At 70.6% G+C, this 23,011-nt stretch carries 19 protein-coding genes; 12 read left to right on the top strand and 7 right to left on the bottom strand.

Annotation, left to right across the window (positions count from 1 at the left end):
* Positions 1 to 6: 6 nt before the first annotated feature.
* The 6 genes from DEJ35_RS07270 to zapE form a co-directional block, all read right to left on the bottom strand.
* Positions 7 to 2,007, bottom strand: coding sequence for a hypothetical protein (locus tag DEJ35_RS07270; protein ID WP_111090867.1), 2,001 nt, complete (start codon positions 2,005 to 2,007; stop codon positions 7 to 9).
* Entirely contained in the window at positions 2,004 to 2,363 is a 360-nt protein-coding gene (locus tag DEJ35_RS07275) for a DUF6507 family protein (protein ID WP_111192436.1), read from the bottom strand. Before DEJ35_RS07275 ends, DEJ35_RS07270 begins: the two co-directional genes overlap by 4 nt.
* A gap of 45 nt (positions 2,364 to 2,408) precedes the next feature.
* Positions 2,409 to 2,765, bottom strand: coding sequence for a hypothetical protein (locus DEJ35_RS07280; protein ID WP_110859598.1), 357 nt, complete (start codon positions 2,763 to 2,765; stop codon positions 2,409 to 2,411).
* Positions 2,762 to 3,823, bottom strand: coding sequence for a DUF6177 family protein (locus DEJ35_RS07285; protein ID WP_111192438.1), 1,062 nt, complete (start codon positions 3,821 to 3,823; stop codon positions 2,762 to 2,764). The genes DEJ35_RS07280 and DEJ35_RS07285 overlap by 4 nt, the downstream gene beginning before the upstream one ends.
* Positions 3,824 to 3,920: 97 nt before the next feature.
* Positions 3,921 to 5,195, bottom strand: coding sequence for an ammonium transporter (locus DEJ35_RS07290; RefSeq protein ID WP_110859596.1), 1,275 nt, complete (start codon positions 5,193 to 5,195; stop codon positions 3,921 to 3,923).
* Positions 5,196 to 5,405: 210 nt separating this feature from the next.
* Positions 5,406 to 6,428, bottom strand: coding sequence for a cell division protein ZapE (gene zapE, locus DEJ35_RS07295; protein ID WP_111192440.1), 1,023 nt, complete (start codon positions 6,426 to 6,428; stop codon positions 5,406 to 5,408).
* A gap of 140 nt (positions 6,429 to 6,568) precedes the next feature.
* Here zapE and DEJ35_RS07300 point away from each other — a divergent pair, with 140 nt between their 5' ends.
* The 8 genes from DEJ35_RS07300 (at position 6,569) to DEJ35_RS07335 (ending at position 16,193) form a co-directional block, all read left to right on the top strand.
* On the top strand, positions 6,569 to 7,480 hold the full coding sequence (locus DEJ35_RS07300; protein WP_111090871.1) for a sulfurtransferase: 912 nt from the start codon (positions 6,569 to 6,571) through the stop codon (positions 7,478 to 7,480).
* Entirely contained in the window at positions 7,477 to 7,935 is a 459-nt protein-coding gene (locus tag DEJ35_RS07305) for a SufE family protein (protein ID WP_111090872.1), read from the top strand. The genes DEJ35_RS07300 and DEJ35_RS07305 overlap by 4 nt, the downstream gene beginning before the upstream one ends.
* Positions 7,936 to 8,082: 147 nt before the next feature.
* Positions 8,083 to 13,431, top strand: a complete 5,349-nt coding sequence (locus DEJ35_RS07310) for a DUF6531 domain-containing protein (RefSeq protein WP_111192442.1) — start codon at positions 8,083 to 8,085, stop codon at positions 13,429 to 13,431.
* Entirely contained in the window at positions 13,428 to 13,952 is a 525-nt protein-coding gene (locus tag DEJ35_RS07315) for an Imm26 family immunity protein (RefSeq protein ID WP_110859592.1), read from the top strand. The genes DEJ35_RS07310 and DEJ35_RS07315 overlap by 4 nt, the downstream gene beginning before the upstream one ends.
* A 165-nt stretch (positions 13,953 to 14,117) precedes the next feature.
* Complete coding sequence (locus tag DEJ35_RS07320; protein ID WP_111090874.1) at positions 14,118 to 14,528, top strand: DUF6188 family protein; 411 nt, start codon at positions 14,118 to 14,120, stop codon at positions 14,526 to 14,528.
* Positions 14,525 to 14,941: a DUF6188 family protein gene (locus DEJ35_RS07325; RefSeq protein ID WP_111090875.1), complete on the top strand. Its 417-nt coding sequence runs from the start codon at positions 14,525 to 14,527 to the stop codon at positions 14,939 to 14,941. Before DEJ35_RS07320 ends, DEJ35_RS07325 begins: the two co-directional genes overlap by 4 nt.
* Positions 14,938 to 15,663, top strand: coding sequence for a hypothetical protein (locus DEJ35_RS07330; RefSeq protein ID WP_111123046.1), 726 nt, complete (start codon positions 14,938 to 14,940; stop codon positions 15,661 to 15,663). The genes DEJ35_RS07325 and DEJ35_RS07330 overlap by 4 nt, the downstream gene beginning before the upstream one ends.
* Entirely contained in the window at positions 15,660 to 16,193 is a 534-nt protein-coding gene (locus DEJ35_RS07335; RefSeq protein ID WP_111192444.1) for a hypothetical protein, read from the top strand. The genes DEJ35_RS07330 and DEJ35_RS07335 overlap by 4 nt, the downstream gene beginning before the upstream one ends.
* A 129-nt stretch (positions 16,194 to 16,322) precedes the next feature.
* On the opposite strand, the gene DEJ35_RS07340 is transcribed toward DEJ35_RS07335, so the two are convergent.
* Positions 16,323 to 17,546 (bottom strand): alpha/beta fold hydrolase, encoded by a 1,224-nt coding sequence (locus DEJ35_RS07340; RefSeq protein WP_181435539.1) that lies wholly within the window; start codon positions 17,544 to 17,546, stop codon positions 16,323 to 16,325.
* 23 nt (positions 17,547 to 17,569) lie between these two features.
* Between DEJ35_RS07340 and DEJ35_RS07345 the strand changes: the two genes are divergently transcribed.
* From DEJ35_RS07345 to DEJ35_RS07360, 4 genes are all read left to right on the top strand, one after another.
* Positions 17,570 to 18,154 (top strand): DUF3000 domain-containing protein, encoded by a 585-nt coding sequence (locus tag DEJ35_RS07345; RefSeq protein WP_181435540.1) that lies wholly within the window; start codon positions 17,570 to 17,572, stop codon positions 18,152 to 18,154.
* Positions 18,151 to 19,440 carry an HRDC domain-containing protein gene (locus DEJ35_RS07350; RefSeq protein WP_375342436.1) on the top strand — a complete coding sequence of 430 codons (1,290 nt, stop codon included), beginning with the start codon at positions 18,151 to 18,153 and terminating at the stop codon, positions 19,438 to 19,440. Before DEJ35_RS07345 ends, DEJ35_RS07350 begins: the two co-directional genes overlap by 4 nt.
* Before the next feature lie 128 nt (positions 19,441 to 19,568).
* Positions 19,569 to 20,786 carry a thiolase family protein gene (locus DEJ35_RS07355; protein ID WP_110859586.1) on the top strand — a complete coding sequence of 406 codons (1,218 nt, stop codon included), beginning with the start codon at positions 19,569 to 19,571 and terminating at the stop codon, positions 20,784 to 20,786.
* A gap of 2 nt (positions 20,787 to 20,788) precedes the next feature.
* Entirely contained in the window at positions 20,789 to 22,927 is a 2,139-nt protein-coding gene (locus DEJ35_RS07360; RefSeq protein WP_111192446.1) for a 3-hydroxyacyl-CoA dehydrogenase NAD-binding domain-containing protein, read from the top strand.
* Positions 22,928 to 23,011: the final 84 nt, after the last annotated feature.

The raw sequence follows: 23,011 nt of genomic DNA on the forward strand, positions 1-23,011 counted from the left end.
CCGTCGTCATGGCATCGACCGAATGATCACATCGACGTCGAGCCGTTGGTCGACGAGCGTGTCATCGAGGAGTTCGCCGAAGCGTCTGTCCGTCACGATGTATTCTAGTCGGCCGCCACCGACGTCCTCGATCGCTTGAAGCTGCCGGCGGATGTTCGACACCACCTTGTCGATCTCAGCGCCGTCCTTCGCGAACAACTGCTCGGGCGTCCACTTCTTGAACGTGTACCAGAACGAGTGATCGCCCTTCGTGTCCATGAAGACGCGTTCACCGGCCTCCACTCGGAAGCCGTCCAGGGCTACCTTTCTCCCGTCATCGGTCCGGATCACGAGTTCCGGCACAGTTCCGTCACCTGGTTGGTGAATCCCGGTGAAGTACTGCTGCTCGGCCATTCCGGGCTTGTTGCGCTTCAGCAGCTCCCACGTCGCAGTCGCGTGATCAGACTGGAGTTCCACGCGTCCGATGACCGGCTGGTCCCCCGGAGCGATCGCCGTGTGGGGGTCACGAGCAGGCGGCGCGGCTGGTTCGACCACCTGATCACCGTGTCCACCCCTGTGTGTCCCCGACGGCTCAACGTGATCCGCCACCGAGTGCAACCAGTGCCCACCCGAACCCGGGTTTCCCACCTCGATGTGCGGCCGTCCGAGCCCCACCCCGAACCCGTCCGGCGTCGCCATGGCGTGCTCGACGCTGACCTTCACGGTCGGGATCTTGTCCCCGAGCCCCCGGAGCGCATCCGCGAACCCGCCACGCCCGCGCGCCAGCAGGTCCGAGACCCCCGACAACGCCTTGCCCGGCAGGCTCGACAGCGCATCCCCGACCCGCACGATCGTGGTGCCGGCGGCAGCGACCTTGGACCCGATGAGCGCGAGCTTGCTGCCGTCGGCCCCGAGCACCGCGAGCCGCGACCCGAGCGCCGCGATCTTCGCGCCCGCGCCGATCTCGCCCGCGCCGGGGATGAACAGCGTGCCGATGTTGAACGCGGCACCACCGGCGGCGTGTGCGGGGTCGTCCCGCCAGTCCTCTGGCGACCCGACGAAGCCCTCGACGAGGGTCTTCTGCTGGTCCATGATGTTCCGCGCGGTGTCGCCGACGACATCCGGCAGGACGCCCTTGGGGAGCGCCGCGGCGATCAGCAGCGGCGGGCTGCCCAACAGGACGATCAGTCCGAGGGACTCCGCGAAGCCCTTCCAGGACTGCGCCGCCCAGTCGCCGTCGCCCCACTCGCCGGTCTGCGAGTTGTACCCGATCAGTCCGCCGAGTCCCTCGACCGTGCCCTTCGCGGCGTCGTACACGCCGGAGTCGAACGATTCCTGGCACGACTGGTCACCGCGCCCGGTGCTCCCCCACGGCATCGGTTCGTTCGCCTTGACGGCCGCCGTGTAGTCGACGGCCTGCACCGGGGCCAGGCACATGTCGGTGCGCAGCCCGTTGATCGCGTTGACACACTCGGCGGAAGCCGCGGAGAGCTTGGTCTCCTGCTCGGCGACCTTGGTGAGCAGCTCGTTGTTCTCGTCGACGTACGGCGTGTACTGGTCCCACGGCAGGTGCACGTCGTCGAGCACCTCGCCGAAGTTCTGGACGAGCCCGACGATGCCCTGGTTGGCCGGGTGCTCCGGGTCCCACGGGCCGACGGTCTTGCCCTTCAGCGCCTTCTCGACGAACTTCTCGGCCTCGGCCTTCAGCTCGACGAGCCGCTTCGCGATGGGCGCGACCGCCGTCGCGTAGTCGCCGATGAACGTCGACGCCTTCTGCAGGGTCGCGGCGAGTGCGGCGGTGTCGGTCTCGACGCCGTCCATGACCGCGAGCAGTTCGGTGGAGTCCGGCGTGGTGTAGCTGCTGCCGAGCTTCGCCCAGGCGGTCTTCACCTCGCCGCCGCGCGTCTCGACGTCGGTGGCCGACGTCGAGAACGCCGTGCCGGCGGTCTCGACCTTCGCCGCGTCGATGTTCGCGCCGGGGATCGCGTCCGGGTCGATCAGGCCGTCGGCGCGGCACTGGCCGCTCACTGGTCACCACCCAGGTCGAAGGCCGACAAATCACCGGTGCTGGAGGCCCGGATCGCGTTTGCCTGCGCCGTCGCGGCCATCTCCTCGTCACCGTGGTAGTAGGCGAGGGTCGCGGTGGCAGCGCCGGCCAGACCGGCGGTGATGTGGTTGCCCACGCGGGTCAGGAGGGCCGAGTGGCTCTCGATGAGTGCCGCGACGGCGCCGGCAACCGCCTGGTCGTCGCCGACGGCGGTCGTGAGCGCCGCGTGCGCGTCGGCGAGACCGTCGAACGCGGTCGAGAGGTTCGTCGCCGCGGTCTCGGTGTCGGTGAGCGTCGTCTGCACGCCCGCGGGCTCGATCTGCCAGCCGTTCCCCATGGCTCCCCCTGGTCGTCGTCCCGCTCGGTCAGAGCGATCGCGTGGTCAGTGCACGGCTCGGGACGCAGCCGTTCCCCCGGCGGCGTCCGCGATGCTGTGCACGATCCGCTCGGCCGTCCCCCGGAACGGGGGTTGCGCGGCCGTGTGGATCTCGGTCCACCATAGCCGATCACCCGCCACCGACAAGGGTCCGGCGAGCAGCCGCTCCGCGTCGGTGACGCTGTCGAGCCGGCGGGACTGGAAGAGCGTGAGGAGCACCACTCCGTCGTCCGACACGAGCTGTAGCGCATCGCCCAGCCAGAGCTGGCGGATGCCGAGCGTCGGGTCGACCGCAGCAGCCCCGGTCAGCACGGCAGCGGCATCCACGTGCTCGGCGCTGAGGATCGTCCACTCGGCGCTCATCGGTCCGCCCCGAACCCGAGCAGTTCGACGGCACGGGGGCCGAGCACGGTGCCGAGCTCGGCGAGCCCCCGCCAGCGGGCCTCCACCTCGGCGCCCCCGGTCAGCCCTGCGGTCGGCGGCGAGAAGTCGAGCAGCAGCGACGGCACGCGCGGCGTCCCGACCGGCATGGCACCCACCGGCAACGAACCGGTGTCGACGCCGAGGTCCCGCACGGCGGCGGCACCGACGACCGCTCCGAGGGGGACGGGCATGCCGCGCTGCCGAGCGGCGAGGGTCGCGTCTGCGTGCCCGCCCGACCGCCACGCCGTCGCGAGCAGCACTCGCTGTCGACGCGCGAGGTCGGCCAGGACGTCGACGATCGGACCCTCCACCGGAGGCGAGTCGTTCCCGGGGACCGGCACCGTGCCTCCCGGCCGTGGCAGTGCCAACCGTGTCTCCTCGGTGACGCCGGTGGCGGACCGTTCGATCCGGAGCTGCACCGCCGCGACGCCGCCGTCGACCGGGGCGACGGCGACGAGCCGGGTCGGACGGGGCGCGCGCCCACGGGCGAAGTCCGTGACGGCGTCGACGCGCCACGCGAGCGTGGCCGGCTCGACCGTGCCCCAGGCGGTGGGCACGCTGCCGGCGATTCCCTCGAGCAGGAGCTCGGCGGTGCGGCCGATGCCGGCCTGCCCGGTGGCGGGGTGGTGGACGGACACGATCAGCTCGACCCACGGGACCTCGTCGGCACCGAGCCGGGTGGTGCGCGGCGAGGACTGCGGAGCGAGCATCGCGGTCGCGACGTCGTCGACGACCTCGGCGGAGCCGGCGGCGCGGTAGCGGTCGCCCTCGCGGACGACCCACGCGCTGCTCGTCCGCCGGAGCATCGCGAGCATCGCCGGGGTGACGCGGCTGGTGGGCGGCGTGAGCAGCACGCACGCGACGTCGGCGGCCCGTGTCTCGAGCACCAGGCCCATGCGGGCGGACGACAGCGACACGACCGCGGCATCGGTCTCGGAGACGACGAAGCCGGGCCCGACGGCGTCGACGAGCGGGTGCGCGAGGGTGACGTCGTCCACGCCGGAACCCTACCGGTCGGGCGCGGCCCGGCACACGACGACGGGCCCCGCGCTGCTGTGTGCGCGGGGCCCGTCGTCGTGCGGTGCTGGAGCGTGTCTAGCGGACGCTGACCGGGCTGTCGTCGGTCTGCTCGTAGAGGACGTAGCCCTCTTCGCCGTGGACGGCGGTGTCGATGCCGGCGACCTCGTCCTCGGTCTTGACGCGGAAGCCCATCGTCTTCTCGATCGCGAACCCGATGACCAGGGCGAGCACGAACGAGTAGACGCCGACGGCGAGGGCTGCTGCGGCCTGCTTGCCGAGCTGCTCGAACGAGCCGGAGTAGATCAGGCCGGTGTCGTTGGCGAAGAAGCCGAGGAACAGCGTGCCGAAGATGCCGCCGACCAGGTGGACGCCGACCACGTCGAGCGAGTCGTCGAAGCCCAGGCGGTACTTCCAGTCGATCGCGAAGCAGCAGACGATGCCGGCGAGGAACCCGAGCAGGATGCCCCAACCCGGGGTCAGCGCGGCACATGCCGGGGTGATCGCGACGAGGCCGGTGACGGCTCCCGAAGCGGCACCGACGGACGTGGCCTTGCCGTCCTTGAGCTTCTCGATGAGCAGCCAGCCGAGGATGGCGGCGGCCGGGGCGGCGAGGGTGTTCACCCAGGCGATCGCGGCGATGCCGTCAGCAGCACCCTCGGAGCCGGCGTTGAAGCCGAACCAGCCGAACCACAGGATGGCGGCACCGAGCAGGACGAAGGGCGGGTTGTGCGGCTTGTGCGCGCCCTTGGCGAAGCCGACGCGCTTGCCGAGCACGATCGCCAGGGCGAGCCCTGCGGCACCGGCGTTGATGTGGACCGCGGTGCCACCGGCGAAGTCGATGACGCCCCACGTGGCGGCCCAACCGGAGGTCAGGTTGAAGACCCACGAGGCGACCGGGAAGTAGACGACCGTGACCCAGACGCCGGCGAAGACCATCCACGCGCCGAACTTGGCACGGTCGGCGATGGCGCCGGAGATGAGCGCGACGGTGATGATCGCGAACGTCGCCTGGAACCCGACGAAGGCCATCGACGGGTACGCCGCCTGGATGTTCGAGGACTGCGCCTCCTCGAAGGCCTGGCCGAGGCCGATCTGGTTCCAGTCGATGCTGAAGAACCCGACCACGCCGGAGACCGCCGTGCCGTCGCCGTGGTTGGCGAAGGCGATCGCGTAGCCGTAGACCACCCAGAGCACGCTCACGAGCGCGATCGCACCGAACGACATCATCATCATGGAGATGACGGACTTGGCCTTCACCAAGCCGCCGTAGAAGAAGGCCAGGCCGGGTGTCATGAACAACACCAGCGCAGCCATCACCAACACGAACGTCGTGTTGCCCTGATCAAGCATCTGCTCACCTCTCGATTGCACGAGCGGCTCTTGGACCGCCTCGGGTGTCACAGAGTCTGGCGAGGCGAGGTTTCACGAGGGAGCACGAACTGTTTCGCGGATGTAACGCGACCGCGCCGTTTGTAAACGTCGTGTTTCCGCCGGCCCGATGTCCCCTGCGCGAGGGGCAGGAGACCGCCGTGGACAGATCGGTCTGACGGCGAGGGACGCTCAGGCGCGGGTGAGCGCCACCACGCGGGACGCCGCGCGCAGGTACTTCTTGCGGTAACCGCCCTCGAGCATCACGTCGGGGTACACCTGGTCGAGCGGGGTACCCGAGGCGACGATGCGCACCTGCGCGTCGTACAACCGGTCCACCAGGGCGACCCAGCGCAGCGCGTCGGTCTGGTCGGTGAACGCCCGGACGTCGGTGAGCCCGACGGCGTCGAGGTCCTCGACCAGCGCGACGTACTTCGACGGGTGCACGGAACCCAGGTGCGCGACCACCGCGCCGAAGTCGTCGAGCGTCACGGTGCCGGACGGCAGCGCGGCGGGCACGTCGGACACCACCTGCGCCGACTCGTCCACGGCCCGTCGGCGGTAGTCCAGGCCGTCGATGCGCATGGTGTCGAACCGGTCCGACATCGCCTGGATCTCGCGCAGGAAGTCCTGCGCGGCGAAGCGTCCCTCGCCCAGGGCTCCCGGGGGCGTGTTCGACGTCGCGGCGAAGCGGGTGCCGGTCTCGGTCAGTTCCTTGATGAGCCGGGTCATCACCATCGTGTCGCCCGGGTCGTCGAGCTCGAACTCGTCGATGCACACCAGTGCGGTGCCGCGGAGCAGGTCGACCGTCCCCTGGAACCCCAGGGCGCCCACGAGCGCGGTGTACTCGATGAAGGTGCCGAACGTCTTCCGCCCGGTGGCCGCGTGGTAAGCGGCTGCGAGCAGGTGGGTCTTGCCGACACCGAACCCGCCGTCCAGGTACACGCCGGACTTCGCCGCGGGCTCCGCCGACTGCTTCCGGCGCCCGAACAGCCCGCGCCGAGGGGCCTCCGCGGGACCGGCGGCCACGAACGCGGCGACGGCATCGCGGACCGAGGCCTGCGAGTCGTAGTCCGGGTCCGGCCGGTACGAGTCGAACGACGCGTCCGTGAACTGGGGCGGTGGCACGAGCGCCGCGGCCATCTGCCGCGGGGTCACCTGGGGATCACGGTCGACGAGGTGAGCGGGCAATCGGGGAACCCTTCCGGGAAGCATGTCGTGGGGTGTCACGTTGCGTCAGGGGCACGGTACGTCCGCGTACCGTTGCCCACAGGCACCGACGCCCGATCCTAGTCCGGCGCCAGCAGCACGCTCCCCAGCACCACGCTCCCCCGCACCCCCTGGAGGTACCCCCGATGACCGCACCGGTCGACCCGTCCGAGAAGTTCGCCGCCTACGCGCACCCGGAGCGCCTCGTCTCCACCGAGTGGCTGCAGGAGCAACTCGACGCCGGGGCCGGCGCCCCCGACCTGGTGGTCGTCGAGTCCGACGAGGACGTCCTGCTCTACGAGACGGGGCACATCCCGGGCGCCGTGAAGATCGACTGGCACACCGACCTCAACGACCCGGTGCAGCGCGACTACATCGACGGTGCCGCCTTCGCCGAGCTCCTCGGCGGCAAGGGCATCGGCCGCGACACCACCGTCGTGATCTACGGCGACAAGAACAACTGGTGGGCGGCGTACGCCCTCTGGGTGTTCACCCTGTTCGGCCACGAGGACGTCCGCCTGCTCGACGGCGGTCGCGGCAAGTGGATCGCCGAGGACCGCGCCCTGACCACCGACGAGACCCCGGTCACGCCCGTCGAGTACCCCGTCGTCGAGCGCCACGACGAGCCCGTCCGCGCCTTCAAGGACGACGTCCTCGCGCACCTCGGCAAGCCGCTCATCGACGTCCGCAGCGCCCCGGAGTACAGCGGGGAGCGCACGACGGCGCCCGACTACCCGGAAGAGGGTGCGCTGCGCGGCGGCCACGTCCCCACCGCCGTGAACATCCCCTGGGCGACGGCCGCAGCCCCCGACGGCACCTTCAAGTCACGCGACGAGCTCGACGCCGTCTACCGTGACGGCGCCGGCATCGGTGACGCCGACCAGGTCATCGCCTACTGCCGCATCGGTGAGCGCTCGAGCCACACCTGGTTCGTCCTGCAGCACCTGCTCGGCTACGACAACGTCCGCAACTACGACGGCTCGTGGACCGAGTGGGGCAGCGCCGTCCGCGTCCCCATCGTGCAGGGATCCGAGCCGGGTACTGTTCCGAACCGATGAACGACAGCACCGACGCACCACTCCCCGCCACCCTCGCCGAGATCCGCGACGACTTCCTCGCCCTGGGCCAGAAGGACCGCCTGCAGCTCCTGCTCGAGTTCTCGAACGAGCTGCCTGCGCTGCCCGAACGCCTGCAGGGGCACGAGGACGAGCTCGAACGCGTCGAGGAGTGCCAGTCCCCCGTCTTCATCACCGTGACGGTGGGCGAGGACGGCGACGCCCCGGACGTGGTCCGGATGCACGCCACCGCCCCGCGCGAGGCGCCGACCACCCGCGGCTTCGCCTCGATCCTGGCGCAGGGACTGTCCGGCCTGACCGTCGAGCAGGTGCTCGCCGTCCCGACGGACTACCCGCTGACCATCGGTCTGTCCGAGGCGGTCAGCCCGCTGCGGATCCGCGGCATGGTGGGCATGCTCGGACGCGTCCAGCGTCAGGTGCAGGCGGCGGTCGCGTAGACGCGACCCGTTGACGGACAGGAGGCGCGGTGCCAGCTGGCACCGCGCCTCCCGTCCGTTGCTCGTTTCCGATGCATGCGGTCCTCTGGCATTTCAGTCGCTGGCCGTGACAGGATGGGCCGGTCAGCACCATGGGGGGAATTGACGATGGCGAAGATCCACGGGAACGATCCGACCGGCTACTCGTACAGCGCGGCGGACACGCTCAAATCGGCGTCGACGGCGCTCGCGTCGTCGATCGGCGGCCAGTCCGGATCGCGGTCGGCGTCGGTGACGACCGCGAGTGCGGAGTTCCGGGGGTACTTCTCCGAGGTCTTCGCGGACAACGCCGACATCGGCGCACGCAGCGCGACGAAGCTCGTCGAGTCGTTGCAGAGCCTGTCGGGCTTCGTGCAGGAACTCCGCGACGCCGCGAAGGACGAGGACGACCGGCGGAAGCAGGCGAAGGCGTGGGACGCCCGCAAGCGAGAACGCGAAGAGAACTTCTTCGTCGGCGCCGGACACGAGATCTCGACGTGGTTCGGCGGCGGTGACGACCCGAAGCCGCCGGAACCGGAACCGGAGCCGCGTCTGCAGGCGGACGAGGTCAGCGTCAAGGGGCGGGAGATCCCCGCGGGTGGTGGGACCAGCGGTGGGACGTCGTCGGCCGTCCCCGAGGACCTCCGCTCCTTCGAGGCGAACACCCGCACGCTCGACTCCGACCTGTCGGGCGCCGTCTCCACGTTCCGCAACGCCCTGAGCGACTACGAGGCAGAGTGCAACCCCTGCTGGGGCACGCTGAACGCCCAGTCGCTCCTCACCGCCGTCAACGACTGGCTCACCGCGAACGGGCAGGACGCCGACTGGGCGGGCACCGTCGCCGCGCAGTTCGAGGCCGCCGGTGGTGGTGCCGGGCCCGCGACGCTGTCGGACGCGGCGATCGCGGCGGCCCTGTCCGCGGCGGGGATTGACGCCGGACGTGACGACTTCACCATCGGACCGTTCTCGGCGATGGGGACGCCCCCGACGAACGGGTTCGCCGACGATCCCGTCAACACCGCCACGGGCAACTTCCTCGAGCCCGAGACCGACCTGTCGTTCGCCGGGCAGGGGGCGTCGCTCCGGCTCACCCGGATGTACAACTCGCTCGACGGCCGTTCCGGGGTGTTCGGGCTCGGGTGGTCCTCGATCCTCGACACCCGGCTCGAGGTCAGCGACAAGGCCGCCTCGGTCGTGCTGGACGACGGCCGGCAGGTCGACTTCCCGCGGCAGGGGGACGGGTGGAGCCGCGGCGTCGGCGAGGACCTGTGGCTCCGGGCCGAGCGAGACTCGCTGGTCGTCCAGGACAACGCCGGGGGTCGCTGGACGTTCACGCCGTCCGGACTGTGGCTGAGCAGCGGTCGCGGACCGGGTACCGAGGTGACGGTGCGCCGCGACGAGCAGGACCGGGTCACGCGGCTCGCGCACGTGTTCGGTCGCTTCATCGACATCGAGTACACCGGCGATCGGGTCGCGTCGGCGACGGCGTCGGACGGCCGACGCGTCGAATACCACTACGACGATGCTCGTCGACTCGTCCGTGCGACGGACGCCGTCGGCAGCCGTCGGTACCGCTGGAACGACGACGGGCTGATCGACCGCGTGACCGCTGCCACGGGTGTGGTCGAGTGCGAGAACACCTACGACGACCGCGGACGGGTCCTGGAGCAGCGCACGCCGTTCGGGCGACGCGTCCGGTTCGCGTACCTGCCGGGGCGCGTCACCTCGGTCTCCGACGTCGACGGGGACCACACGAACACGTGGATCGCCGACCGGAAGGGCCGGGTCGTCGGGATCATCGACACCGACGGGCGGCGTCAGTCGATGTCGTACGACCCGCACGGCAACCTCGTCTCGGTCACCGAGCGCGATGGTCAGGTGACCGTCCACGGGTACGACGAGCGGGGACGGCGCGTCCGGACCGTGACGCCGGAGGGTGCCGATCTGACCTTCGGGTACGACGAGCAGGACCGACTGACCACGGTGGTCACCGCGAACGGCGGGCTCGTCGAGTACGAGTACGCGGGCCTCGACCGGAATCCCGCCGTCATCACGGATCCCGTCGGCGGTCGAACCGTGCTCGAGTGGCGGGACGGCCTGCTCGTCCGGACGACCGATCCGACGGGCGTCGCCGTCACGTTCCACCACGACGCATCGGGCGAGCTCGTCGGAGTCGAGAACGCCGTGGGTGACACCGCACGTCTGATTCGCGACGCCGGAGGTCGGATCGTCGAGGCCGTCACGCCACTCGGCAGCCGGACCCGGTACCGCTACGACGCCGCCGGACTGCTCACCGCACGCGAGGACCCGGACGGCGGACTGTGGCGGCTCGAGCACGGCGACGGCGGTCGGGTCACCGCGATGATCGACCCCACCGGCGCGCGCACAGAGATCACGTACGGCCCGCACGGCGAGGTCGTGTCGACCACGGACCCGGTCGGTCGCGTCGTCACGAAGGACTTCGACGCGTTCGGCAACGTGTCGACGATGACCCTGCCCGACGGTGCCGAGTGGGCGTTCGTGCACGACGCGCTCTCCCGGCTCGAAGCCGTGGTCGACCCGGCCGGTGGCACCTGGACACGCGAGTACGACGCGGTCGGAGCCCTCGGTGCGACGGTCGACCCGACCGGTGTCCGAACCGAGGTGGGGCGCTCGCGCGCTGACGGCGTCTCCACGGTCCGCGACGCCTTCGACGCCGTGTCCGTCACGACCGACGAGTTCGGGCGCCCGACCCGGCTCGAGCACACAGACGCCTCCGCCGAACTCACGACGTACGACGCCTGCGGCCGACCGGTCGAACTCGTCGACGCGGACGGTGGACTCACCAGGATCGAGCGTGACCTGGCCGGACGAGTCGTCGGTGTGACCACTCCGGCGGGCCGCACCACCCGGTACGAGTACGACGCGTGCGGCCGCCCGGTCAGCGCGATCGACCCCGCCGGCGCACGCACCACGCTGACCTACGACGCCGATTCACGGGTCGTCGCGCGCACCCTGCCGACCGGCGAGGTCGCCCGGACCGAGTACGACCGACAGGGTCGGGTCGTCCATGCAGACGTGCCCGGGGTCGGCACCGCCCGGTACCGGTACGACCGCGTGGGCCGGGTCGTGTCGGCGCGCGACACCCGTTTCGGCCAGCGGACCTTCCGCTACGACGCCGCCGGACAACTCATCGCCGCGGTGAACGGGCTCGGCGGCACCACCCGGTACGAGTACGACCAGCGTGGGCGCCTCGTCCGCAGCATCGATCCGCTGGGTGGGGTGACTTTCCGCACGTACACGCAGCTCGACAAGGTGGCCTCGTCCACCGATCAGCTCGGTCGCACGACGACGGCGACCTACGACGCGGCCGGGCGCCAGCTCACCCAGACGGACCCGGACGGCAGCGTCCTGCGGTGGGAGTACGACGCGGCCGGGCGTGAATCCGCGCAGTACGCCGGTGACCGGTTGATCGGCCGCATCGACCGCGATGCGCGTGCTCGCACGGTGACGATCACCGACGAGACCCGTCCCGACTCCCCCGCCACCCACGTCCTCGAGTTCAGCCGACTGGGCCGGCTCGTCCGCCGTGCCACCGGCGCGCGCGAGACCAGGTGGACCCACGATGCCGACGGACTCCGCACCTCGGTGCAGTCCCCTGACGGGTCCACGACCCGGTACGAGCACGACGCCACCGGACGGGTCGTCCGCGTCGACCACTCGGCCTTCGGCGAGGTCCGGTACGAGCACGACGCGGCGGGGCGGCTCCTGCAGGCCCGCGCCGGCGATCAGCTGCAGACCTGGGAGTACGCGAACGGACACGTCGTCCGGCACGCGCGCATCGACTCTGACGGCACGCACGCCAGCACGATCGAACGCGACGCCGACGGGCGCATCACCCGGGTCGACGGACCCGGCGGGAGCACCACCTACGAGCACGACGATGCCGCGCAGCTGGTGGCGTCCGTCCAGGACGCCCGTCGCACGGACTGGGTCTACGACGTCGCTGGTCGTCTGGCCGAGGAACGGACGGACTCCGGGGCCCGGCGGTTCACGTACGACGCCGCCGGACAGCTGACCAGGGTCGACGCTCCGGACGGGGCGCCCGAGGCGGAGTACGCCTACGACGGCGCAGGTCGACGGGTGCAGGCGCTCCGAGCCGACGGCGTGACGACCACGTACGGCTGGACCCCGCAGGGTCACCTCACCGGGGTGGCGGAGACCACCGCGGCAGGCAGCACCACGACCGACCTCCACGTCGACGCCCTCGGCGAACTCGCCGAGGTCGACGGCGTCCCGATCGACTGGGACACCGCCGCGTTCGCGCCGACCGTCCTCGCAGTCGGTGACTCACCGGTCGTCCGCGCTCCCGGCGGCCTGACCGGGGTGGACGACGGTTGGATCACCAGCGGTCGGCGCACCACGAGGGCAGCCGACGACGCCGACCCGTGGCAGACGCTCGCCGATCTAGAAGGTTCGGCGCTGCCGGGCGGCATCGCGCTCGGCGCAGACGGTTCGCTGCAGGTCGCCGGCCTGGAGTGGATGGGCGCCCGCGCCTACGACTCGTCGTCGCGCGGCTTCCTGTCCGTCGACCCGATCAGCGCGCCCGCCGGAGCAGCCTGGGCCGGCAACCCGTACTCGTTCGCCGGCAACGATCCGCTGCACGCCATCGATCCGCTCGGTCTCGCGCCCGTCACCGACGCCGAGCTCGAGGCCTACGCGGCGGCGCAGCAGGGGCCGCTCGCACGTGCCGCAGCCGCGACCGGTGACTGGTTCGCGGACAACTGGGAGTACGTCGCCGGCGGTGCCATGGTCGTCGCGGGCGGGGTGCTCGTCGCCACCGGCGTCGGCGGTCCGGTCGGCATGATGCTCATCAGCGCCGGTGCCGACACGATCATCCAGAAGGCCACGACCGGCGAGGTGAACTGGGGCCAGGTCGCCGTCAGCGGGGCATTCGGTGCGGTCGGCGGTGGTGCCGGTGCCCTGATCGGGAAGCACCTGCTGGGCAACGCCGCAGAGGGCGCGGTCGAGAACGTCGTGAACTACGCCGTGAGCGGCCAGCCGGTGACCCCCGGTGGCCTGCTCCGGAACGCTGCCGAGGGTGCCGCGACGTCGGCGGCCACCGGCGGCACGATGTCGAAGGTCCACCTGCCGACGTCCGTGGCGAAGCTCGGCGACGAGACGCCGGTACCACCGGGCATCATCTACCGGCGCACGGACATCACCGACGGCCTGAAGCCCTACATCGGACAGACCAAGAGTGAAGACCACTTCCTCCTGCGCCAGGCCGCTCACGCACGAGAACACCCGGATGCGGCGTTCAGATTTGAGAGGATCGACAGGGGGCACCCAGGAGTCGACCTGGACCGTCGAGAAGAGTTCCACATTCGCAACGAAGGCGGACCCACGAACAAGGGCAACCCGGATGGCGGCCTGTCCAACAAGCGCCACCAGATGAGCGACAAGCGTTACGACGCGGCAGGAGGAAGCCCGTATTGAGTACGAAACAGCAGGTCTACAGGGTCTCGATCGGCGACATCTTCACAGTGCCCCTCGGCGACGGCAGGGCTGCCCTCGGACAAGTGATCGGCAAGTACAAGAGTTCGTTCTACGTCGTCGTCTTCGATCTGGTCGTTCCTGAAGATGCAGTTCAGAGCCTCGACCTCAGCGAGGTGGCCGCAACTCCGCCACTCCTGGCCCGGATGACGTTCGACGCCCGATTCCGACCGGGGATGTGGCAGATAGTGGGCAACCGCGCTCCGGATCAGGCACGTTTCCTGCCCGCCTACAGCTTCGGATCAGACGACTACGACGGAGTCCGGGTGACGAACTTCGACGGAACGAGAATGCGCCGGGCAACGGGACAGGAGGCTACCCAGGTCCCGCGGCTCACGATCGATTCCCCGATCGTCCTCGAGAAGGCGGTTCGTGCTCACTTCGGTCTGGAACCGTGGCTCCCGGCCTACGACGAAGTTCGATATCGTCCAACTCCTACGTCGTCCGAATTGTTCGGCGACTAGCAGTCCGTGAACGACGATCCTGAATCAACCAGGGAGATCATGATCTGGATGAGGAAGAGGAACGTCGACCGTCTTGAACTTCCGGGGTTCACAGATGCGACGCGGAATGAACTCCGCCGGCCCTCTGTCGTCGGCTCCGCGCAGATTTCGGACGAGTGAACGATCGTGACCCGTGACACGGCAGACCCCACCGGGGGCGCGATGACCGTCGAGCGCGCGGGCACGCTCGACCTCATAGGCGTCGACTTCCGGCTTGAGCTGGGGTTCGGCAACGGCTACCGCGTCCAGCTCGAATCCGAGTGCACCGTCACCGACCGGTCCGGAAGCACCGCGGTCGTCGATCCCGACCGCAAGGACTCACTGCTCCCGGTCCTGCGGCTGTTCGGTGCCGAGCTCGTTCGGAGTTCGACCGAGAACGGCGTACTGACGCTGATCTTCGACGGCGGGGACACCCTCGTCGCCGGTACCGATGCCGAGTTCGAGTCCTGGCAGGTCTCCGGGCCGAAGGGTCGCCCGGCCCGCACCGAGCCGCCGACCGGAAGCACGAGCACGGGCACGGAAGGAGATCGAGGATGAGCGGCGTTCCGCGCCAGCCCTTCGCGCTGGGCATCGCCGGCGACACCGTCGACCTCATCAGCATCGGACCAGACGTGACGATCCGCTTCTCGAGCGGTGCGTCGCTCCGGTTCGAGACCGACTTCGCGCTGACAGGCTCTGACGGGGAGCACGCGTTCCTCGATCCCGGCGACAAACCGTCCCTGCTCGACCTCCTTGCCCTGCACAACAAGGTCGTCTCGGACGGTGCAGTCACGGGCGCGCGGATCGCCATCCGGTTCGCCTCGGGTGAGTTGCTCGAGGGCTGGTCGAACCGCCGAGGTCCGTCCTGGCACTACAGCGAACCGGGGCGCGCACGGGTCGACATCGACGTCCTGCCCGACGGCGAGGTCCGGTACCGACAGGGCCCGTCGTCCGCGGAGATCCGACGGTGACGGACGCGCCCCCGGCCATCTCGATCCACCATCTCCGAGCGGTCACCGATGAATCGACCGTGGAGCTCCCGGACCGTGTCGTCGAGGTCCTCGCCACTGTCGGGCCGGACACGGATGTGCTCGTCTCCGACGTGTCCGCACGCTCGTTCGCAGCGGTCATCCGGAGGAGCTATTCGACAAAGCAGCCGAACCTCGTACCGTTCATCGACCCACTCCAAGCCCTCGGGGACGAGCTCGTCCTGATCTGTCAGGTCGAGCACGGCGATGAACTCGTGACGGTCGTGTTGCGCGCGACGGACCGAACGCTCGTGGCAGCCACGGCGATCGACCGTTCCGTCGGGGTCGTCCACATCACCGTCCAGGAGCTGTGCGCGCGCCTCCGCGCATCAGACGCTCCGGGGGCCGAACTGGCGCTCGAGGTGGCATCGCAGTGTCCGACCGAGGAACGGGTCCGCATCTTCGAGCAGGGCGCGCTGGCGACGGCACGGACCTTCCTGACGAAGTACACGATGGCCGCGGAGAAGGGCTTCGACGTCCGCGGACTCGACGGGTTCGCCCGTGCGCTCGTGCCGCTCGGCGACGAGCAGCCGGGGTTCTGCATCGTGCAGGCTGACATCTCGGTCGGAATCACGGCGTTTACGCCCGGCAGGACCGACGTCCTCGCTGCGATGAGCGTCGGCGGCCTCTCGCCCCAGACCGAGACGACCGAGGAGAACGGATGACCACGACAGTGCCGGGCGACCTCGGGATGGTCACCTACCGGATCCCCGCTGCTCGCATTGTGCTGCCCGACCTGGTGCAGTTCTTCTCAGAGCTCGAAACACCAGAGCTCGATTCACCAGAGCTCGTCTGGGTCCTCACGACCCTGTACGCCGTCACGTCCCCTGACAAGCCGGTCCAAGCGCTCCCACTCGAACGCCGCGTCGACGCGGCGGCAGAACCCGGGCTCATGCTGAGCCATGCCGAGGCGATGGAGATCGCTGACAGCATGCGGCAGCTCATCGACGGCGAGTTCCTCGGCTACCTCCCCGGCTCGGACCTGACCGACGAGTCGAACCTGGTCGTCCGGATCGACGCGTTCGACAGTGGCGACTGGACCGTGACGGTCCGACCGCCGCTCACGACGATGAGCGATGCCTTCGACCGGACGCACGGCCCAGCGCAGCCCGGCCGACCGGCGACTCGTCTCGAGGAGTTCGGGCCACGCCAGCAGACGACGAACGGAACGAATGCCGCGCCACCCGCTTCGTGAGCGGAACGGGTCGAGTGCGCGACGGTGACCCGACCATTTCTGCTCACGAAGCGACCGAACCGACGCATCGACGGACGGGAGGCGCGGTGCCAGCTGACACCGCGCCTCCCGTCCGCCCTTCGGTCGCGTCTACCGCGCGCTGGTCGCCCCGCGCCGCTGGACCACCTCGGTCAGCCACGCGAGGATCCGGGCGTCGAACCAGTCGGCGTCGTGGTTCCAGAGCTTGGTGTGCCGGGCCGTGGTCTGGATCTCGAGCCGCACCAGATCGGGCCGCGCGCGGGCCAGGTCGTGCGAGGCCGAGGACGGCACGAACCCGTCGTCGTCGCTGTGCAGCAGCAGGATCGGCACCGTGAGCTCGTCGGAGCGCGTGACCATGTCGAGCTCGCGCAGGTCCACAGGGGCCTGGAGCCCGGCGAGCCGGTGCAGCACCGGCGTGCGGAGCAGGCGCTGCGCGACCTTGCGCACCGGACGCGGCAGTCGCAGGAGCTGGCTCTGCGACTTCAGCACCGCGTGCCAGTCGACCACCGGGGACTCCAGCACCACCCCGTCGACCAGGCCGGCGAAGCGCGAGCGCAGCAGGGTCTGCAGCACGACGGCGCCACCCATCGACCAGCCCATCAGCACGACGCTCTGGGCGTCCTGCGCGGAGAGCCAGCGGAGGACGGAGTCGACGTCCTCCCACTCGGTGCTGCCGAGGCCGTAGCGACCGTCGACGCTCGGCGGGGCGACACCGTCGTTCCGCCACGAGGCGAGTACGACCGAGTACCCGGCGGCGCGGAAGACGGGGACGGCGCGGATCGTCTCGGCGCGCGTGACGCCACGGCCGTGCACCAGGACGGCCCAGGGCGCTGCCGGGTCGTCGGCGCGGACGACCCAGGCGGGCGCCGGGCCGTTCGGGGTGGGGATGTCGACGTCCTCGACGGGCACGTCAAGTTCGCCGGGGGTCAGGTAGAACCAGCCGCCCCAGCGTCCGCGACGGGCGGCGGTGGGGTCGCCGGCGTCGATCGCGATGATGCGCCGCGTGACGGTGGTGTCGGTCGTGCCGAGCACCTCGCCGACGCGCATGTGTCCGGTGCCGCCACCGAACCAGAGTGAGTAGCGGCCCTGCAACTCGGTGTCCGCGGTGCGCTCGATCGTGACGGTCTTCCGGACCGGATCGACGGCGTGGATCGGGACGCGTTCGTTGCGCTTCCGGTCGGGGGTGACGACGGCGCGGGCGACGGCGGCGACGAAGCCACCGATCACGGCCGTCCCCACCGCGGCTGCTGCCAGACCGGCGCCGAGTGCGATCAACCCGGCCGATCGAGCGGTCTCCTGGACGACGTCCTCGGCGGGTCGCGCGGATCGGGACATGGCCCGGAGCCTAGTCTGCATGTGTGTCCGAAACCCGAGAGCCCGACGCCTTCGCGCGGCTCCGCGCGTTCGTGTCCGGCGGCAGCGGCCGTGCCGAGACCACCGTCACCGAGATCCCGTCGCCGACCCGGATCGCACCGTTCTCGATCGCCCTGGCGGCGGACGTGTCCGGTACCGCGCACGGGGTCGAGTCGGACCTGGGCACCGGCCGCTTCATCGCCTTGTACGACCCCGAAGAACCCGAGGGCTGGGGCGGCGGCCCGTTCCGTGTCGTCTCGTTCGCTCAGGCGCCGCTCGAGCCGGAGATCGGCGTCGACGAGTTCGTCGCCGACGTCACCTGGAGCTGGCTCGTCGACGCGCTCGAGTCGCACGGCGCGACGTACGACCACGCCTCGGGCACGGCCACCAAGATCATCTCGCGCGGGTACGGCGACCTCGCCGCACAGGGCGACGGCGCACAGCTGGAACTCCGCGCGTCGTGGACACCACGCGGCGACGACCTCACCGCACACGTCCGGGCCTGGCAGGACATCGTCGCCATGCTCGCCGGTCTGCCTCCCGCTTCGGACGGCGTGACCCTGCTGGCCCCGAGGAGGCTCGCCAAGTGACCGACCCCACTCCCCAGGACGCCGCTGGCGCCGCTGCTGGCTCGGCCGCTCCGGCCGCCGCCGCCAGCCCCGCCTTCGAGGCATCGCACGACGCCGTCAAGGTCATCGACACGCGCGAGGACTACCTCGAGGCGGTCGCCGCCATCGCCGCCGGCCACGGCCCCGTCGCGGTCGACGCCGAGCGCGCCAGCGGTTACCGGTACTCGCAGCGCGCCTACCTGATCCAGGTGTTCCGCCGCGGTGCCGGCGCGTTCCTGTTCGACCCGATCCCGATCGGCGACTTCTCCGAGCTGCAGGCCGCCATCGTCGACGAAGAGTGGCTGTTCCACGCCGCCTCGCAGGACCTGCCGTGCCTGCAGGAGGTCGGCCTCGTCCCGACGCGCATCTTCGACACCGAGCTCGGCGCCCGCATCGCCGGCTTCCCCCGTGTCGGCCTCGGCGCCGTCGTCGAGCAGCTGCTCGGCATCACCCTGGCGAAGGCGCACTCGGCCGCCGACTGGTCGACCCGTCCCCTGCCGCAGTCGTGGCTCGTCTACGCGTCGCTCGACGTCGAGCTGCTGCCCGACCTCCGCGACGCCCTCGCCGAGAAGCTCGACGAGGCCGGCAAGACCCGGATCGCTCAAGAGGAGTTCGACGCGGTCCTGCACCGCGCGCCGAAGCCCGCCCGGGCCGAGCCCTGGCGTCGGCTGTCCGGCATGCACGCGCTCCGTGGTGCGCGAGCACTGGCGATCGCCCGGTCGCTCTGGCTCGCCCGTGACGAGTACGCCCGACAGGCGGACATCGCCCCCGGGCGCACGATCCCCGACTCGGCGGTCGTCGCCGCGGCGGCCGCCGCACCCGAGTCCCGCGCCGAACTCGGTGCGCTGAAGACCTTCACGGGCCGCGCCAGCCGTTCCGAGCTCGACCGTTGGTGGGCCGCCGTCGAGGAGGGCCGCACCACCGAGGACCTCCCCCGCCTGCGCGGTGCCGGCGAGGCGACGCTCCCGCCGCCCCGCGCCTGGGCGGACCGCAACCCGGCCGCCGACCGCCGGTACAAGGCCGCGCGCGCCGCGGTCACGAAGCGTGCCGAGGAACTCGACATCCCACTCGAGAACCTGCTCACGCCGGAGACGCTCCGGCTCGTGTCGTGGGCCCCGCCGTCGCCGCCGTCGACCGAGCTGGTCGGAGCGGCCCTCGCCGAGCACGACGCCCGCCCGTGGCAGGTCGAGGAACTCGCGTCGATCATCGCGTCGGCCTTTGTCGCTGCTGCACAGCGGCCCGCGGCGACGGACGACGACGAGTCGTAGGAACTGCCCAACCGGCATGCGGCCGCCCAGGCTGGGGGCATAGCGTCGGGAGGGTCGCCGGGCGAGGCCCGGCCAGGCCGGAGCGACCTGCGTTCCGGCCCGATCGATGAGGATCTGGGAGGCCCGGATTGCCAAAGGCATCAGACGTCGTGTTCGTGGACGGCGTTCGCACACCGTTCGGACGAGCCGGCGAGAAGGGGGTGTTCTGGAAGACCCGGTCGGACGACCTCGCGGTGCACGCGATGCGCGGACTGCTCGACCGGAACACCTTCGACACCGCAGCGGTGGACGACGTCGCCGTCGCGGCGACCACGCAGCAGGGTGACCAGGGGCTGACGCTCGGGCGCACGGTCGGCATGCTCGCGGGTCTGCCGAAGTCGGTGCCCGGTTACGCGATCGACCGCATGTGCGCCGGTGCCATGACGAGCGTCACGACGCTCGCCGGCGCCATCGCCTTCGGTGCCGCCGACGTCGCGATCGCCGGTGGTGTCGAGCACATGGGCCGGCACCCGATGGGCTTCAACGCCGACCCGAACCCGCGTTTCGTCGCGGAGCGCATGGTCTCGAGCGACGCCCTCGTCATGGGCGCCACCGCCGAGCGTCTGCACGACCGCTTCCCCGCGATCACGAAGGACCGCACGGACGCCTACGCCGTCCAGTCCCAGCAGCGCTACGCCGCCGCTTGGGCGAACGGCAAGCTCCAGCCGGACGTGATCCCGGTCGAGGTCAACAAGGGCGACGGCTGGGACGTCGTCAGCACCGACGAGCCGCCGCGGCCGGGGACGACCCTGGAGGCGCTGGCCGCGTTGAAGACGCCGTTCCGGCCCCACGGACGGGTCACCGCCGGCAACGCCGCCGGTCTGAACGACGGCGCCACCATGAGCCTGCTCGCGTCCGAGGACGGCGCGAAGCAGCACGGACTGTCGACGAAGATGCGCATGGTCTCGTTCGCCTTCGCCGGCGTCGAGCCCGAGGTCATGGGCGTCGGCCCGGTCCCCGCGACCGACAAGGCCCTGTCGAAGGCCGGCCTGTCGATCGACGACATCGGCCTGTTCGAGATCAACGAGGCGTTCGCCGTCCAGGTGCTCGCGTTCCTCGACAACTACGGCATCGCCCAGGACTCCCCGAACGTGAACGCCTGGGGCGGCGCGATCGCCGTCGGCCACCCGCTCGCGTCGAGTGGTGTCCGGCTGATGAACCAGCTCGCCGCACAGTTCGCCGAGCGACCGGACGTCAAGTACGGCATCACCACGATGTGCATCGGGCTCGGCCAGGGCGGCACCGTCATCTGGGAGAACCCGAACCACAGCAAGTCGGCCGAGCGTTCGGCTCGGAAGGGGGCGTGACCATGACCATCGTCGACAACGACCGACTGGCCGAACTCAGCGAGGACGAGGTCGTCACGCACTCGTTCGTCAAGCACGTCACGACGCCCTCGGGTGGCACACTGGCGCTCATCACGCTCGACAACGGCAAGGACTACAAGCGGCCGAACACCCTCGGGCCGCGCACGCTCCGTGAGCTGTCCGGCGTGCTCGACACCCTCAAGACCGAGGCCGCAGCCGGCACGATCCAGGGCGTCGCGATCACCGGCAAGGAGTACTGCTTCGCCGCCGGGGCCGACCTGTCCCAGGCAGCGGCGGTCCCGTCGCGCGAGGCCGCCCATGACCTGGCCGCCCTCGGGCACGCCACGCTCCGCAAGTTCTCCGACCTCGGGGTGCCGTCGTTCGCGTTCGTGAACACCCTGGCGCTCGGGGGTGGGCTCGAGATCGCCCTGCACTGCACCTACCGGGCGTTCTCGTCCGCGGCGCAGGGCATCGGGCTCCCCGAGGTGTTCCTCGGCATCATCCCCGGCTGGGGCGGCGCGACGCTGCTCCCCCGCCTGATCGGCCCGGAGCGCGCGCTCCGCGTCATCGTCGAGAACCCGCTCAAGAACAACCGCCTGATGGACGGTCCGGCCGCGGTCGAGATCGGCATCGGTGACGTGCTCGTCCCGTCCGTCACGTTCCTGCCCTCGGCGGTGGCGTGGGCGGACGGCGTCATCACCGGAACGACCAAGGTGGTGCGGAAGAACGAGCCGGGCATGCTCGAGAAGGCCGCCTGGGGCACCGTCGTCAAGGTCGCCCGCGGCCAGGTCGCGTCGAAGATCGGCACCGTGCCGAAGTCGCCGTTCCGGGCGCTCGACCTCGTCGCCGCCGCCAAGTCGGGTTCGCTCGACGAACGCTTCGCCGACGAGGACGAGGCCCTCGCCGACCTCATCTCGGGCGACCAGTTCGCCGCGTCGATGTACGCCTTCGACCTCGTGCAGAAGCGTGCGAAGAAGCCCGTCGGCGCTCCCGAGGGTGTCGATCCGAAGAAGATCACGAAGGTCGGCGTCCTCGGCGCCGGGCTGATGGCGTCGCAGTTCGCGCTGCTGTTCGCCCGACGCCTGGGCGTCCCCGTCGTCATCACCGACGTCGACCAGTCGCGCGTCGACGCCGGCGTCGAGCGGATCCGCGGCGAGGTCGCGAAGCTGCTCGACAAGGGCCGGATCTCCCCCGACGACGCGAACCGCATCACCGCGCTCGTCAGCGGGTCGGTGTCCTACGACGCCTTCGCCGACGCTGACTGGGTGATCGAGGCGGTCTTCGAGGAGATGACCGTCAAGCAGGAGGTCTTCCGGAAGATCGAGCAGGTCATCGCACCCGACGCGATCCTCGCCACGAACACGTCGTCGCTCTCCGTCGACGAGATGGCATCGGTCCTCACCAACCCGGAGCGACTCGTCGGCTTCCACTTCTTCAACCCGGTCGCGGTGATGCCGCTGCTCGAGGTGGTGCGCGCGGCGAAGACCTCGGACGAGGCCCTCGTCACCGCCCTCGCCGTCGCGAAGACCCTGAAGAAGACCGCGATCATCACCGCGGACCAGCCGGGCTTCGTCGTCAACCGCGTGCTCGCCCGGGTGCTCGGCGAGGCGATGCGCGGCGTGGAAGAGGGCACCTCGTTCGACACCGTCGCCCAGGGTGCCGCGCCGCTCGGCCTGCCGATGTCACCGTTCGAGCTGCTCGAGCTCGTCGGGCTGCCGGTCGGCGCGCACGTGCTCGACTCGCACCACGCGGCCTGGCCCGAGCGCTTCTACCCCGGCGACGGCCTGAAGAAGATCGCCGAGCACGGGACGATCCTGACCCGCGACAAGAAGGGCAACGTGACCGGGTACGACCCCGCCGCCGTGAAGCTCGTCGCCCCGTCCAAGAAGGACGCGAAGCCCGTCGACGCCGACGAGATGCAGCGCCGGTTCGAGGACGCCCTGGCCGACGAGCTGCACCGCATGCTCGAGGACCGGGTCGTCGAGCACGTCGAGGAGATCGACCTCGGGCTCATCCTCGGCGCCGGCTACCCGTTCCAGGCCGGTGGGATCAGCCCGTACCTCGACCGTTCCGGTGCGTCCGAGCGTGTCTTCGGCGGCACGTTCCACCAGCCCCGGATCGTCGGCCCCGCTTCCCGCTAGAGCCAGTACGCAAAACACCGGTGTTCGCGCACCGAACACCCGCAAACCGCGGCGTGGAGCGCGAACACCGGTGTTTTGCTGACC

This window comes from Curtobacterium sp. MCPF17_051 (assembly GCF_003234595.1).
Taxonomy (GTDB): Bacteria; Actinomycetota; Actinomycetes; order Actinomycetales; family Microbacteriaceae; genus Curtobacterium; species Curtobacterium flaccumfaciens.